The sequence below is a fragment of the Clostridioides sp. GD02367 genome (assembly GCF_045900275.1).
GTDB classification, from domain to species: Bacteria; Bacillota; Clostridia; order Peptostreptococcales; family Peptostreptococcaceae; genus Clostridioides; species Clostridioides difficile_A.
Window position 1 is genome coordinate 375,684 of the sequence record NZ_JBJODK010000001.1, and the last position, 15,733, is coordinate 391,416.

Sequence of the window (15,733 nt, forward strand, 5' to 3'; positions counted from 1 at the left end):
TAATATCACCCTTTCCTTATTTTAAAATACCTAATGCATATAAAATTATTGAAACAACCATTACACCTAAAATTAAGTATATAGGCTTTATGTTCTTTTTAAGAGCCCAATAAACAACTAAAACTAAAATTGCAGGAACTAGTCCAGGCATAATTTGGTCTAATATTTCTTGACCTTTCATTGTAAAGTCCCCTTGTTGAAAATTCAAAGCAACATTAGCTTTTACTACAGATGGTATTAATGCTCCCACCACCATTAATCCTAAAATAGATGTACTCTCAGTTAAAATCTTCAAACTTTTTTCAATTGAAGATATTAGCTTAGTACCTGATGTATATCCAGCATTAAATAGTGGTATACTTAATAATTTTAACGCTACACTCACTGCAATCCATAATAAGATTCCAAATGGACTTCCATCTATAGCCATGTTAGCTGCTATTGCTCCAAAGATTGTCCATGGAATAACAACAAATAAACTATCTCCTAAACCTGCCACTGGTCCCATCAATCCTGTTTTAATTGAAGTAACAGCCTCTTCAGTATCTTCACTTGATAATTCCTCCATAGCTACATTAATACCCAAAATATAAGGTGCAACCCATGGATTAGTATTGAAAAACTGTAAATGATTTAATACAGCTTTTTGAAGTTTTTCTGGGTTATCTTTATATACTACTTTTAAAAATGGTAGTACTGCATAACAATATGCTAAAGCTTGCATCTTCTCATAATTTGAAGAAACAGAACTTGTGAAAAACCAACGCCATAGAACACTTTTCTTAACTTTTTCATTTGATTTATTTACTGATACATTATCACTCATCTTCATCCATACCTCCTGCCACAGTATAATGTTGTGCTTGATTTTCTACATTCTTTTTGTAAATTATAAGTGCAATTGCTCCTCCAATTAAAGCTACACCTAACAATGGTACTTTCATATATACTGCTAAAACAAAACCAATTACTAAATAACTAAAATACTCCTTAGCAGGAAGGTATCTAAGTAATAATCCTATTCCTACTGCTGGAAGTAATCCTCCAGCTACTGTTAAACCACCTGTTAACCATTCAGGTGTATATTTTAAAATTGTGTTAATTAAAGAAGGTCCAAATATTACAGATAAAGCAACTGGAATACCTGTTGTAGCTGCTGTTAATAATACTCCTAACATTTGCATATATGTTATATTTTTGTAATTTCCTTTTCTAGCTCCATCTTCTGCTTTATGAACTAGCCATATACCAATAGTATTTCTAAGAACATCTAACTGTACCATCAATAAAGCAACTGGAATACCTATAGAGATTCCTACAGATGCTTCTTGCTTCGTTGTAATAGTTATAAATGTTGCTACTATACTTGCTGTCTGATAATCAGGTATTGATGCTCCACCAAAGTTACTAATACCTAATGATAATAATTGTAGTGTCCCTCCGATATATAAACCTGTGTTTATATCACCTAAGATAAGACCAGTAATAAAACCTGCTGTTACTGGTTGATATGTTCCAAACATTGTTGAATTTTTTTCATAGTTTATAAAAAATCCATATACTACTATTAATAATAATTGCCATAATTGTGGTTCCATTATGATTTCACCTCGCTTAAAATATTTTTTAACTCTTCAAAGTTATATTTAGAATTTTGCTTTAAGAAAATAGGAATTTCTTCAAGAGGGCATTCAATTTCATAAATTTTTCCACCTTCATAACTGACCCCACTAAAGATATTCTCCCATGTATATCCTTTTGGTAAATATACTTTTCTACCTCTATCTTTATAATTCATTATTGGAGCAACCAAAATTTCATCTCCAAGCATATATGTATTATCAATCTCCCAAGCTTTATCATCTTCAGGAAATTCATAAAATAAAGTTCTCATAACTGGTGTACCTTCTTCATGAGCTTCTTTCATCAATTTTGATAAATAAGTTTTTATACTATCTCTAATTTTGATAAACTTTGTAAGAATTGTTTCAACTTCTTCACCATAAGACCATATTTCATTAGGAGCTCCTGTTACCATTGAACCTCCACCTTTATTTGATAATGGTTTGCTATGAGGCAATCTATCTCCATGCATTCTTAAAATTGGTGAAAAAGTAGCATATTGGAACCATCTTACCATAAGTTCTCTAAATTCTGGGTCTTTAGGATTTCCTCCATGGAAACCTCCAATATCTGTCGTCCACCATGGTATACCTGCTAGTCCCATATTTAATCCTGTATTTACTTGATTATTAAAAGCTTCAAAACTAGAATCAATATCACCAGACCATACTAAAGCTCCATATTTTTGAGCTCCTGCCCAAGCTCCTCTTACAAGAGTTACAACAGACTCTGTATCATCATGTAAACCATGATAAATCATTTTTAAATAATCAATAGGATAAATGTTACCACAACTTAAAACATTTCCTTTTTTATATCTATAGTTATCAAAATCATAAACAGAATATCCAGGTTCAGCTACATCTAACCAATAATAGTTAATTCCAAGCTGTTTATAATTTTTATCTATTCTATCCCAAACATAGTCTCTTGCATCTCTGTTTGTCATATCTACAAATACCGTATTCCCTTGAATTTGCATTGTCATTCTGACACCACGATTAACATTAACTAAATAACCATTTTCTAAATAATCATTGTAGTTTTCTGCATCACTTTGAACTGTAGGCCATACAGATACCATTGGCTCTACTGAATACTCTTCTTTTAGTTTCCTAACTAATTCCTTGGGATTTTTCCAATAATCTAGGTCAAATTTATATTCACCTTGTTTAGGCCAATGAAAATAGTCAATTGCAATCGATGAAAGTTTAATTCCCCTTTTAGAATATTCTTCCACAACATCTAAAACTTCTTCTGAAGTTCTATATCTTAACTTACTTTGCCATAGCCCCAAAAGGTTTTCAGGCATCATAGGAACAGTTCCTGTGACTTGAGAATAATTTTTATTTAGCTCTTTTGGGCTTTCCCCACAAGTAATCCAATAGTCTATAAATTTTGTAGAAAACATCTTCCATTCTGTCATATTTTTGGCAAAAGATACTTTTCCAATCCCTGGATTATTCCATAAAAATCCATAACCTAAACTAGAAATATAAAAAGGAACTGATATTTGAGAATTTCTTTGTGCCAATTCTAGCACAGTGTTCTTTAAATCTAAAAATTTATGTTGATATTGTCCCATTCCAAAAACTTTTTCAGAGGGCTCAGACTCAAATCTAGTAGTCACTTCAAAGTCTCCATTATAACTTGGTCGATATTCTCTTGATTTTAATTTAAGAGTAGAGTTGAAGTCTTTGGTAATTTCTATTGTACCTACATCTTCCCCACCATCATCATGTTTTACAGCTCTTAATCGAATATACTCTTTCAATAATATTTCATTTTTATCATTGTAAAAAGTGATTCTATCTCTATGGTCTAAGACAGCCTTTATCTTTCCATTTTTAATGATTACACTACCATCTTCATTCTTATTAATTATAATATCGTCTTTATTTAACTTAGGTTTTTCGTTAAGAGCATAGTTTTCATCAACAAAATTTTGGTCTACAAATGACCTGATACGTAAAGAATTTTTTCCCCATGCTTCTATTCGCAATAGTTCATTGTCAAATCTTTTTTCAATATAATCTTCAAATATTCTTACCACAGCCACCCTCCTAAATAGATGATATAGTGTTATATTTAATGTACTGTTAGGTCAACTACTTTAATATATCAATTGATGTAGATGATTTTATTTTGTCATTTATTTGTACATTAAACTAACTTACCAATAATATACTTTATTTGACTCTATTTGTCAATCGTTTTCCATAATTTAACGTAATTTTCCAATTTAATAAAAAATAATACTTTTTAATGTCTTAAATTTCTTTTAATTTATATTTTTTAGTTTGTCATGATTAGAAAGTATAACAAATCATATATTTTTAGTAATTTTTTTGTACTGCCCCACATGTATTAAATCCTTCTATAATGGTAATTGGTATAATTTGAATTTGTTAGTAATTTAATTAATTAATACATGTTTTAAATATAATTTATGGATTTTATGACAAAAACAAAAGATACTAGCTTTAACAAACTAGTATCTTCAAGAGTTTTGTTCTTTTAATTTTAAAATTACTAAAAATTCATTTATATCACTACAAATATTCAATACTCTTTTAATCATAAATAGTTATCATACTTTCTAAAAATATATTCATAATATATTTATTTGCCCTCTTCAGATTCATCAAGTCCAACTATTGGTATATTCAAATTGTATTCATTAAGTAATTTTTCCAACTCTTCTATAAAAATTCCTTTACCATCTACCATTTGTACATCATTTATTTTGTTTCTCAAATCAGTGCAACCGCATAATTCACCAGACCACTTCTCAGAACTACATGTCTTATTATAACCACAGCTTGGGCTACCATCTATTGCAATAATACTTTTTATATTGTAATTATTTTTTAAGTATTCATCAAACTGCATTATATAAGGTATCAACATTTGTCTACACTGTTTTCTAAAAAACATATTATCAAACTGTTCTTTTACATGTCCCCATCTATTTATTCCATACATAATTATCTCTGGGCAAGGTAGTTGAATTATTCCATATCCATTATTTATTAAATCTACTGCTATATTTTGTGCACCTTTAAATTCTGATGAGCCCTCTACTTTGGAGTTACAGTTTAATATACAATGACATACTACTACAATCTCTCTACTTCTTTTCATAATAATCTCCTTAGTTATTCTTAACTTTAATAATACTATATATTTCGCCAATTATATTATTTATTTGCTCTATATTCGTAATATTCTATATAGAAATATACAATTAGTAATCTTTTATAATCTATAATATGATAAATGTATACATTTTTTAGGAGGTATTATAATTGAATACTAAAAAAATCACGTTTTCTTCAATGTGTATAGTTATCAACATTGTATTAGGTATATTTATATCTATGATAAACATACCATTATTATTTTTAGATACAGTTGGTACTGTACTTGGGGCTGTTGTATTAGGTCCTTTTTGGGGTGCTCTTATTGGTGGATGCACAAACTTAGTTTTAGGTGTTATATCAGGACCTACAAATATTCCTTTTGCTCTTGTAAATATTGCTCTTGGTCTTATTGTCGGTTATATTTCTAAGAAAAAAGGGTTTGGCTATAAAGAGGCTCTTATCACAGGAATAATTTTAGCTGTTGTTTGTCCTTTAATTGGTACTCCTATTTCAGTTTTATTATTTGGGGGATTAAGTGGAAGTGGTGCTGATTTATTGGTTGGTTTTTTAGTTCAATCTGGGCAGAAGATATTTACTGCTGCATTCTTTCCAAGAATTCTCAGCAATATAGTGGACAAGCCTTTATCTTGTATCATGGTTGTATATTTTATAAGTAAAATGCCTAAAGGTTTTATAAGCCAATATAGTAGAAATACGTCTAGTTCGTCTTAATGAGTTATTTATACATATGATTTATTAATAAAGTCATAGACTTATCTTTGTATAATATTTTTTATTAGGCCTTAATATTAACAATTTAATTAGATAGTATTTAAATTAATTTAATTGTCTAATTTATTACTCAAAAAGAGATATTGCAGAAACATTCAATATCTCTTTTTGTATTTCTATATTATCCATATTCAATTTTTTATTTTAATCTACTATTAAACTATAAATTTATTCTTTATACTTATTAAGATTATTTGACTTATATACAGAATCCTCTATATATTCTAATACAATTGTAACTTTAAAACTTGTATAATATCTTTTAACTAGATTTATCTAGATACTTGAAGAACTAGTTATTTAGTTAAATAAATACACACTAAATCTTCTCTATTTTATTTTTTAATTTTTCTGTAATTGTATATAACTTTATCTCAAATGTTCATAAAATTATTTTCTTTTATTAACACTCTACTGTTCCTACTGCTTTTCCTACACATCCACAAACTTCCATTCTACTCTTCACAAACTCTTTAACTGAATCTAAACCTTTTTTACCATACTTCTTAGGGTCAATCACTTCTGGGTCAGAATTAAGTACATCCTTAACACCATTACTATAAGCAATCCTTAATTCTGTTGCATAATTAACCTTACAAATTCCTCTTTTTATAGATTCTTTAATCATCTCATCTGGTATTCCAGACCCTCCATGTAACACTAATGGAACTGATACCACTTCTCTAATCTGAGACAATCTATCTAAATCAAGCTTTGGTTCTCCTTTATATAGACCATGTGCTGTACCTATTGCTACTGCTAGAGATGATACTCCTGTTCTCTCTACAAACTCTTTTGCTTCTAGTGGGTCTGTGTATGCTCCACCATCTCCACCATCTAAGTCGTCTTCCTTACCTCCAACTTTACCTAATTCAGCTTCAACAGGTATATCTGAAGGCATACATGCATCTACAACAGATTTGGATATTGAAATATTGTCTTCGTAACTTTCATGAGAACCATCAATCATAATAGAAGTATATCCAACTCTAAGTGCTTGCATAGCTAGTTCAAAACTTGAACCGTGGTCTAAGTGCATTGCTACAGGTATACTTGCCTTTTCTGATGCTACCTTTACATTTGCTAAATAATAATCTAGCCCTGCATACTTTATTGTTGAAGGTGTTGTTTGTAGTATTACAGGTGATTTAAGTTCCTCAGCAGCCTCTATTACTGCCATAACCATCTCCATATTTTCTACATTAAATGCACCTACTGCATAATGTCCTTCTTGTGCATCTAATAATATTTGTTTAGTTGTCACTAATGCCATAATTCATCCTCCTATATACTTATACTGATTTCTTCATTATTTAATTTCGATACTATTTCTCTACTTGTTTTACTGTTTAGTAACTCATTTAAAAATTCTTCATGCATTAACTTTGAAGATAGCTGAGACAGTGTCTTTAAGTGTAAATTATCATCACTATCTGTTGCTGCTATCATAAATATAATATTTACTAAACTTCCATCCTCTGATTCAAAATCAAATCCTTCTTTTGATACACCTACTGCTACACGTGGTATTTTTACTGCATCTGTCTTTGCATGTGGTATAGCTATCCCCATCCCAAAACCTGTAGACGATATTTCTTCTCTCTTATAAATTTCTTCTTTAAATTTATTCTTATCTGAAAGAACACCTGATTTATCAAGTATTTCAACCATCTCATCAATTACATCTGCTTTCTTTTTTCCCTTAACATTTAAAACTACTGTTTCTTCATCATATAAAGTTATGCCATTAGATACGTTTTCCAATCTTGTAATGTTATCTGTGCTTTTATGTCTATTTTCATTTTTAATTTCAGTTGAATTTTCTGTAGTAGTTTTGTTATTTACTACTTTAGGTGTAACCACCATATAAAGTATAGCTCCTACTAATGAACCTACCAATATACACCCTACCCATAAAAGTGGCTTATTGACTAATCCTAGAACCAAAAATCCTCCATGTGGAGCTGGTACCTCTATTTTCATTATATAAGTTAAAATTGCTGATATTGATGAACCAATCATAAGTACTGGCAACACTTTTAATGGATTCTTTGCTGCAAAAGGTATTGCTCCTTCTGTTATATGAGTACTACCTAGTATATAGTTAATTAACCCTGCTGCTCTATCTTCTTCTGTAAATCTGTTTTTAAATAAAGTAGATGCTATTGCTATTACTAATGGTGGTGTTATACAAGCTGCAGATACACCTGCCATAAATAAATAGTTTCCTTGTCCTAGAAGCATTGTTCCAGTTACATATGCTGCTTTATTTACTGGACCTCCCATATCAAATGCTGACATACAACCTATTACGATTCCTAATATTATAGGACTTGAATTTTGTAATCCTGAAAGGAAGTTCATCATAGCATTGTTAAGTGCTGAACATGGCCCTCCAAGCAATAACATAACTACACCGACAAAACCTACACTGACTATAGGAATTATAAAAATTGATTTAAGACCTTCTAACTGTCTTGGTAATTTTCTTAATATATGTACAAATAAATTTACTAAGTAACCTGCTAAAAATCCTGCTATAATTCCACCTAAAAATCCTGAACCTGTGTCAAAAGATATCATTCCTCCAACAAGACCCGCTAACATACCAGGTCTTCCTGATATAGATTGAGCTATAAATGCTGCTAATACAGGAACCATCAAATTCATAGAATATCCACCAACAGATTTTAATGTAGCTGCTATCTGATTATACTGTTCTGAATTTGGGTCAAATGAGTAAATACCCCACAAAAATGATATGGCAGTTAGTACTCCACCTGCTACTACTAAAGGTAACATATGAGATACACCATTCATTAAGTCCTTATATAACTTTTGACCAAATGATAAATTACCTTCTTCTTTAAGTTTGCTACTTGATGTACTTCCTTTTCTAATAGGGGCTTTCTCATCAATACATTTTTGTATAAGTTCAGTAGCTTTGTGTATACCTTCTTTGACAGGTACTTCTATTACTGGCTTTCCATTGAATCTATCCATATCGACGTTTTTATCACAAGCCACTATTATTGCATCTGCCATTTCAATATCTTTTGCTGTTAGTTTATTTTCTACTCCTATAGCTCCATTCGTTTCAACTTTTATATCGCAACCTAATTCTTTGGCAGCTTTTTTTAATGCTTCTTCTGCCATAAAAGTATGAGCTATCCCAGTTGGGCAACCTGTTACACCTAGAATCATCCTCTTACCCATTTTTATACCACCTTTCTAACCTTTATATTTTTTATATAATCTTCTACATTCTCCAAATTACCTATACCATTACTTTCAGCTACACTTGCTCCTGTTGCTGATGATCTTTTTAATGCATTTTCAATATCTTCTTGATTTTCTAACCATATACTCAAAAAAGCAGCCAATGCAGAGTCTCCAGCGCAAGCAGAACTAACAACTGTAACTGGTTGAGTACTAGCATAATAAATCGATTTTCCATTATAAAAATAAGAACCCTTTTCCCCTAGAGTTAGCAAGATATTTTGAGCACCTTTCAAGTGTAATAGCTTAAGTACATCTTTAATATCTTCTTCATCTCTTACAATAATTCCAAATATATCTTTGATTTCTTCATCATTTGGCTTTATCAAATATGGATTATATTGTAGTAATTCCTTTAGTTTTGGTGAACTTATATCCAGTATTATTTTTATATTTTTATTTTTACAAATTTTAAATATCTCTTCATAGTAATTATCATCAATTCCAGGTGGTAGACTCCCACTTATCGATAGATGACTTATATCTTCTAGAGACTCTATCTTCTCCAACATATCTAGCTTTTGTTTTTCATCTACATATGACCCAGAGTTAACAAATTTAAACTCGTCGCTCCCATCATTTAAAAATATATTTATACGAGTCGTATCTTCTACCCAAGTGGGTAATACATCAAACCCTCTTTTTTCACTTTCCTCAACTATATATCTTCCTGAAAATCCTCCAAAAAAACCTAATATTTTGGATTCTATACCATAATGACCTAGTACAAATGATACATTTAGACCTTTTCCATTAGGAGAATATATAGCATTAGATGTACGATTTACTAATTTGCTTTTTATACCATTAGTAGATATATTCATGTCTATTGCTGGATTAGTAGTTAATGTATATATCATTGTCTTCCCCCTTGCTTCTGTTGTGTATATTTTCATTATAATAAAAAAGTCTATGAAAATCTTTTCACAAATAGAAAATCGATTTTCATAGACTCTTCAATTTAATTCTCAGAATTATTATACCTAACCATATAGTCTATAATTATCCTAGATATAATATACAAGGGTAACCTAGATGATACTTCATATTCAGAAATTGATATATGCTCATGCTTATATCCTACAATATATAAATCTGAATACTTTATAAGTTTTGCATTTTCACTACAACAACATGTTATAACTTTAGCTCCTCCTAAATTGGCATTTTGTGCTGACTCTACAAGTTCCACAGTATTTCCATTCAATGAAAAAATAATTATAAGCTCATCTTTTTTTATTGATTTAGATTTTATTTTCATTATATTAGGGTCATTTATAAAGACCACATTGAAATCGAGCAGTTGCAATTTAAGACTAAACTCTTTTGCTACATATTCAGTAAGTCCTCTTGCTAAAATATATATCTTACTAGACTCGTTTATAGCTTTTATTATATTAATTAATGTAGTTAAAGATATTTGTTCTATAACCCTTTGTGCTTCAATAAAAGATTTATTTATTATATCCCCCATATTTTGTATATCATCATTTTCATCTTTTACTGTTAATCTATACCTTAGTTCATTAAATCCATTTAAACCACATTTTCTAATTGCCCTTGAAACAGTTGCTGGAGATGAATATGTTTCATGAGCAATCTCTACTATAGATAATTCTGGTAATATCGACTCATTTTCATTTATAAATTTAATTATTTCAAGTTCTGTCTTAGTTAGATTTTCAGAATTACTTTTGTTTAGCTCAATTATCATATTTTTCTCTCCTTATATCTAAGTTTGTCTATCTAATTTTATCAAATATTATATAAATAATATATTCCCTCTTAACTACTTATTTTTATACACAATTAAGATTTAGTCAATGTCTATATATGTAAATTTATAATATAATAATTTTGTACTTCAATTTATTATAGTATTCTGTAATAAAAATAAACAGTCTATCTCACTGAAAAAATCTAAATTCATGTGTAATATCTTTCTTTTTTATCTAGCATATCTTATTTTTAATATGACTTATTTCTTAACTGTTGTACACTAGTTATGAGATTAAATATTTGTATTGTGGTAGCAGTCATATTATCGCTAGCAGTTTTTTTATCCATAGCCTCTTCTATTGTCATAGCTCTATTTACTATAGAAAAATAAGCATCTATGCCGTCTTCATTACACTTAACTGCATCTTCTGTTGTTGCTCCAGCCAAACCTATTACTTTTATCCCATATTTTTTAGCCAATTTTGCAACTCCTATTGGTGCCTTGCCCATAGCAGTTTGCTTATCCAATCTACCTTCTCCTGTTATTACAAAGTCTACATCTTTCAACTCATCCTCTAATTTAATTTCTTCTAATATTATTTTTATGCCAGATTCTAACTTTGAATTTAAGAATCCTAAAAAGGCAAATCCTAATCCACCTGCTGCTCCTACCCCTTCTACATTGGCTATATCTTTATCCAAATCATTTTTAACTACATTAGAAAAATTTCTAAGCCCATTATCTAACTCTTCAATTATTTCTCGTGTTGCACCTTTTTGAGGTCCATATATGTATCCAGCTCCATTTTCTCCAAACAGTGGATTGTTTACATCACAAGCTATTTTAAAGTTACATTCATCTAATTCTTTTAGTCTATTATCTATTTTTATGTGTCTTATTTTATTTAAAACTTTTCCACCTAAATCTACTAATTTATTATTCTTATCATAAAACTCAAACCCTAAAGCTTGAAGCATACCTACTCCTGCATCATTGGTAGCACTTCCACCTAATCCTACTATAAAATTTCTACAGCCCTTATTTATAGCTTCCTTTATTATTTCTCCAACACCATAAGTTGTAGTGTATAAAGGATTTCTAAGTTCAGTTGGGACTAATGTCAATCCTGATGCTTGAGCAATTTCTATTATTGCAGTATTCGTATCTTTTAATAATCCATATGTCGCATTTACTTTCTTAATTATTGGCCCAGTAACTTCTATAGTTTCTTTTGTCCCATTCATTCCTTGAACTAAAGCATCTACTGTTCCTTCACCACCGTCAGCAAGTGGTAGTATCTTTACTTTTGCATTTTTTTCAACTTTTAATATCCCTTTTTTGATTGCATTTGCTGCTTCAATTGAGGATAAACTCCCCTTAAAGGAATCTATAGAGATTAATATTTTCATATTTATCTACTCCTTATTTTAATATACGATTTTATAATATTAATAAAAGAGGTATTACCGATTTTCAAGTAATACCTCTTTGTTTTATTTTTAAATTAATTTATGTGATTTTTCTTAATCTCATCAAGTAGTCCATCTTCTAAATAAATTTCTAATGCACAACCCACCATTGCCTTTACTGCTTTATGAAGTTTATCATAAGCTTCTGTAGAATTTGCATAATTTAGAAATTCTTTTTCGTGAACATATACCATTGGATTTATATCTAAAGCTATTTCTGTATACATAGTAGGGCAAACTTGACTTACATTACCTATATCTGTAGAACCCACTGGTCCATCTTTTCCCTCTAGTATATCTGTTATACCTGCTTCAATCAAATTATTTTTTGTTATATTTTGAAGTACTTTATTATTTATTATATTGTCAAAAGAATTTTCAAAATATCTATAAGATAGCTTAGCTCCTGTCATTAACTCTGCACCTTTTGCACAGTTTATAACTTTTTTAGTAACTTCATCTAAATAACTTCTTTCAGCAGCTCTTACAAAAAACTTACAAGCAGCTTTTTCTGGAACTATATTTGGAGCTTCTCCTCCATTTGAAACTATACCATGTATTCTAACATCTGATTTTACATGTTGTCTTAGAGCATTTATTCCAGCAAAAGTAAGTTGTACTGCATCCAATGCATTAACTCCCATATGAGGATGACTAGCCGCATGTGCTGATACACCTTCAAAGCTAAACTCTAATGAGTCTATTGCTAAAGCTTTGCAGTTTATATTATTAAAAGCTTCTATATGCATCTGATAGCTTACATCAATATCATCAAAAGCTCCTGCTTTAACTAAGTCACATTTTCCTCCTGTTGTTTCTTCAGCTGGTGTTCCTATTAATACAATTTTTCCTTTAAAACTTTCTTTTAACTTGCTTAATACTATACAAGCTCCTAGTGTAGATGCTGCAATCCAGTTATGACCACAAGCATGACCTGGCTCTTTATCTTCTCCATATCCAGGAAGTGCATCATACTCAGCTAAAAACGCTATAGTAGGACTATCACTATCTCCTAGCTCTGCTCTAAAAGCAGTATCCATATTACAGTATGGATAAGTTGTGTCAAATCCATATTCCTTCATTTTCTCTACTAAATATTTTGATGATATATATTCTTCATCTCCTAGCTCTGGGTTGTTGAATATAAAATCGCATACTTCTTCAATTTCTTTTCCAAGTTCATTCTCTATCTCATAAGCTCTTTTCTTTATATTCTCTATCATAACTTACCTCCTATTAGAATCCTAGATATAATCCTACTGTCAAAAATACCATTACAAGAATTGTTAATACTACCATTAGAGGAACTATGAATCTAACCCACTTTGACCAAGGGATATTAGCTACTGCTAGTGCTCCCATTAAAACACCTGATGTAGGTGTTATTAAGTTAGTTACACCTATCCCAAATTGATAAGCTGTAACTATCATTTGTCTAGATACATCTACTAAGTCTCCAAGTGGTGCAAGTACAGGTATTGTAAGTGATGCAAGCCCTGATGCTGATGGTATTAAAAATGCTATTAATCCTTCTATTAAGAAAGTTAAGTTTATAAATATAGTTTTTGGTAATCCATTTAATAAATTTGCCGCAGAATTTAAAATTGTATCTATTATAAATCCATTTTCTGCTATTATTACGATTCCACGTGCAAATGCTATACATAATCCTGCTGTCATTAAATCTCCAGCTCCACTTATAAATGAATTAACTATTTCATCTTGCTTAAGCCCTGATGCTATTCCAGATATTATACCTATGGCTGTAAATATCATTGCAATTTCAGCTATATACCATCCTAATTTTAAAACACCAAATATCATAATTCCCATACCTATTACGAAAATTGCTATTACAATGGCTTCTCTTTTTGTAAATTCTTTTATGTTTGTATCACTATTAACCATTGATTCTTGATTCAGTGATATATCATGTACTAAAGACTTTTTAGGGTCTTTTTTTACTTTATTAGCATACATCATAACAAATGCTATAGATATAGCCATATATATTATAAACATAACAACTCTAAACTCTATTCCAGAACCTGGTGCTATTTGTGACAATGCCTGTGCTATTCCTACAGAGAAAGGATTAGTAGTCGCCGCTCCAAATCCAGCTGTTGCCCCTATAAATACTGTTGCCACCGCGGTTAATGAATCATATCCCATGCTGGTCATAAGTGGAATAAATATCATATAAAAAGGTAATGTTTCTTCACTCATTCCAAAAGTTGTACCACCAAGACCAAATAAAATCATAGATATAGGTATTATTAAAAATTGAAACTTCTTCATTTTATTTACAGTGTGTGCTATAATGGCTTCTATTGCACCTGTTTTATTAACTATTCCAAAAGCCCCTCCAACTATTAAAACAAATCCAACTACTTCAGCTGCATCTATAAATCCATTTATAGGAGCTGAAAATACATCAGTAATACCTTGTGGATTTGATGGTGCTTTTTCATAAGTTCCAGCTACAACAACTGACCTTCCGTCTATATCTACCCTTTCAAAATTTCCACTTGGTACTATCCAAGTAAGAACTGCCATTACTACTATTAATAAGAATATTATAGTAAGTGTCTGCGGCATAGTAAACCTCTTCTTTTTTAAACTGCTCATTTTTATTCTCCCCACTTTTAAATTAAAATATTTTATTATTGCATCCCTTTTCTATCCTATTTTGTATAGATGTAAAAAAGCTCAACATGGATACATGTTGAGCTAAATGTGCTAAATACAATATACCTACATCTTCCCTTTATCTTATCTAAGATAGCTCTCCATCAAAATTCGGGATGAATTTGATGACAGTACTGTACCTATTAAATACAGTCCCAGCACTAGCTTTGGACACTAGCACTTCGGCACTTACTCCTTTTATATTGCTTCATTGGTTTCCAACCTCTTCAATACTAATCTTAGTAAATGCAACCTCTACCTCAATCTTTTTATTAGATGAGGTAATGCTTATTAAATTTTATTTATTGTAAATAATTGTAGCATAATATGTCGAGATTGTAAATATTTTCAATATAATATACTTAGAATTAAATTTTATTTTCCACACCAATAAACTTTATATCTGCACATACATTCAAAGAATGTAGTATATTTTTATATCTAATTTTTTAAAGTCTGAAGATATATGTTTTTATATGTAACAAATTATACTTTCTCTATTAAGTGAATCTTTGGATATTTTTATTAGATGTTTATTAATAATTGATTACCATAAGAAATCATTCTATTGTATCCTCAACTATTTATTCAATTCTTTTTTAAGATAAATTGGTGGATACTTAATACTTTTTAATTCTTCATTACTTTTTAGAAGCTTATTGTTTTCTACATTATAAATTTGTAACATAACTTTATTTACATATAGGGCATAATAATCATCACTATAAAAATATTGATATTCATATTGTGAATCATCTTTATAATTTACTCTATACAGTATTCCATTATAGCTTGCTTTCTTTGCTTTTTCTTTTGTAATACTCTTTATATCATCTTCCGAAATACCTTGCTTTACCATATATTTATTGATATATATCTCAGCCTCCTTCCATGGTTTGAAATAGTTATTATATACAACACTTCCTGCTATACCTACAATACCTATAATTAATACTACTAAAATAATTCTATATTTTCTCATGCTAATTCCCCTTCTTTTATTATTTAAAACTATTATA

13 protein-coding genes and 1 riboswitch are annotated in these 15,733 nt (G+C 29.9%); of the genes, 1 reads left to right on the forward strand and 12 read right to left on the reverse strand.

Annotated elements, in window-relative coordinates:
• Positions 1 to 16: 16 nt before the first annotated feature.
• The 4 genes from Q3223_RS01545 to Q3223_RS01560 all read right to left on the reverse strand — a co-directional run bounded on the left by Q3223_RS01545 (position 17) and on the right by Q3223_RS01560 (position 4,767).
• Positions 17 to 832, reverse strand: coding sequence for a PTS system mannose/fructose/sorbose family transporter subunit IID (locus tag Q3223_RS01545; protein ID WP_223153229.1), 816 nt, complete (start codon positions 830 to 832; stop codon positions 17 to 19).
• Positions 819 to 1,598 carry a PTS sugar transporter subunit IIC gene (locus Q3223_RS01550; RefSeq protein ID WP_021385973.1) on the reverse strand — a complete coding sequence of 260 codons (780 nt, stop codon included), beginning with the start codon at positions 1,596 to 1,598 and terminating at the stop codon, positions 819 to 821. Before Q3223_RS01550 ends, Q3223_RS01545 begins: the two co-directional genes overlap by 14 nt.
• Positions 1,598 to 3,676, reverse strand: coding sequence for a TIM-barrel domain-containing protein (locus tag Q3223_RS01555; protein ID WP_054271576.1), 2,079 nt, complete (start codon positions 3,674 to 3,676; stop codon positions 1,598 to 1,600). Before Q3223_RS01555 ends, Q3223_RS01550 begins: the two co-directional genes overlap by 1 nt.
• A 569-nt stretch (positions 3,677 to 4,245) precedes the next feature.
• On the reverse strand, positions 4,246 to 4,767 hold the full coding sequence (locus Q3223_RS01560; protein ID WP_074179886.1) for a CD3072 family TudS-related putative desulfidase: 522 nt from the start codon (positions 4,765 to 4,767) through the stop codon (positions 4,246 to 4,248).
• A gap of 164 nt (positions 4,768 to 4,931) precedes the next feature.
• On the opposite strand from Q3223_RS01560, the gene Q3223_RS01565 reads away from it, so the two are divergent.
• Positions 4,932 to 5,498 (forward strand): CD3073 family putative ECF transporter S component, encoded by a 567-nt coding sequence (locus Q3223_RS01565; RefSeq protein ID WP_054271578.1) that lies wholly within the window; start codon positions 4,932 to 4,934, stop codon positions 5,496 to 5,498.
• A gap of 463 nt (positions 5,499 to 5,961) precedes the next feature.
• Here Q3223_RS01565 and gatY read toward each other — a convergent pair whose 3' ends face one another.
• From gatY to Q3223_RS01605, 8 genes are all read right to left on the reverse strand, one after another.
• A complete protein-coding gene (gene gatY, locus Q3223_RS01570) occupies positions 5,962 to 6,831 on the reverse strand; it encodes a tagatose-bisphosphate aldolase subunit GatY (RefSeq protein WP_054271579.1) in 870 nt (289 codons plus the stop codon).
• Positions 6,832 to 6,842: 11 nt separating this feature from the next.
• Positions 6,843 to 8,774, reverse strand: coding sequence for a PTS fructose transporter subunit IIABC (locus Q3223_RS01575; RefSeq protein WP_054277541.1), 1,932 nt, complete (start codon positions 8,772 to 8,774; stop codon positions 6,843 to 6,845).
• Positions 8,775 to 8,776: 2 nt separating this feature from the next.
• Positions 8,777 to 9,697, reverse strand: a complete 921-nt coding sequence (locus Q3223_RS01580) for a 1-phosphofructokinase family hexose kinase (protein WP_054271581.1) — start codon at positions 9,695 to 9,697, stop codon at positions 8,777 to 8,779.
• Between the two features lie 101 nt (positions 9,698 to 9,798).
• Positions 9,799 to 10,551, reverse strand: a complete 753-nt coding sequence (locus tag Q3223_RS01585; protein ID WP_054271582.1) for a MurR/RpiR family transcriptional regulator — start codon at positions 10,549 to 10,551, stop codon at positions 9,799 to 9,801.
• 254 nt (positions 10,552 to 10,805) lie between these two features.
• Positions 10,806 to 11,966 carry a glycerate kinase gene (locus tag Q3223_RS01590; RefSeq protein WP_243193265.1) on the reverse strand — a complete coding sequence of 387 codons (1,161 nt, stop codon included), beginning with the start codon at positions 11,964 to 11,966 and terminating at the stop codon, positions 10,806 to 10,808.
• A gap of 95 nt (positions 11,967 to 12,061) precedes the next feature.
• Entirely contained in the window at positions 12,062 to 13,249 is a 1,188-nt protein-coding gene (locus Q3223_RS01595) for a M20 family metallopeptidase (protein ID WP_407811492.1), read from the reverse strand.
• Between the two features lie 13 nt (positions 13,250 to 13,262).
• Positions 13,263 to 14,654, reverse strand: a complete 1,392-nt coding sequence (locus Q3223_RS01600; RefSeq protein WP_054271585.1) for a YfcC family protein — start codon at positions 14,652 to 14,654, stop codon at positions 13,263 to 13,265.
• A 146-nt stretch (positions 14,655 to 14,800) separates the two neighbouring features.
• A riboswitch (Lysine riboswitch) is annotated at positions 14,801 to 14,980 on the reverse strand.
• A 314-nt stretch (positions 14,981 to 15,294) separates the two neighbouring features.
• On the reverse strand, positions 15,295 to 15,696 hold the full coding sequence (locus tag Q3223_RS01605) for a DUF3139 domain-containing protein (RefSeq protein ID WP_407811493.1): 402 nt from the start codon (positions 15,694 to 15,696) through the stop codon (positions 15,295 to 15,297).
• Positions 15,697 to 15,733: the final 37 nt, after the last annotated feature.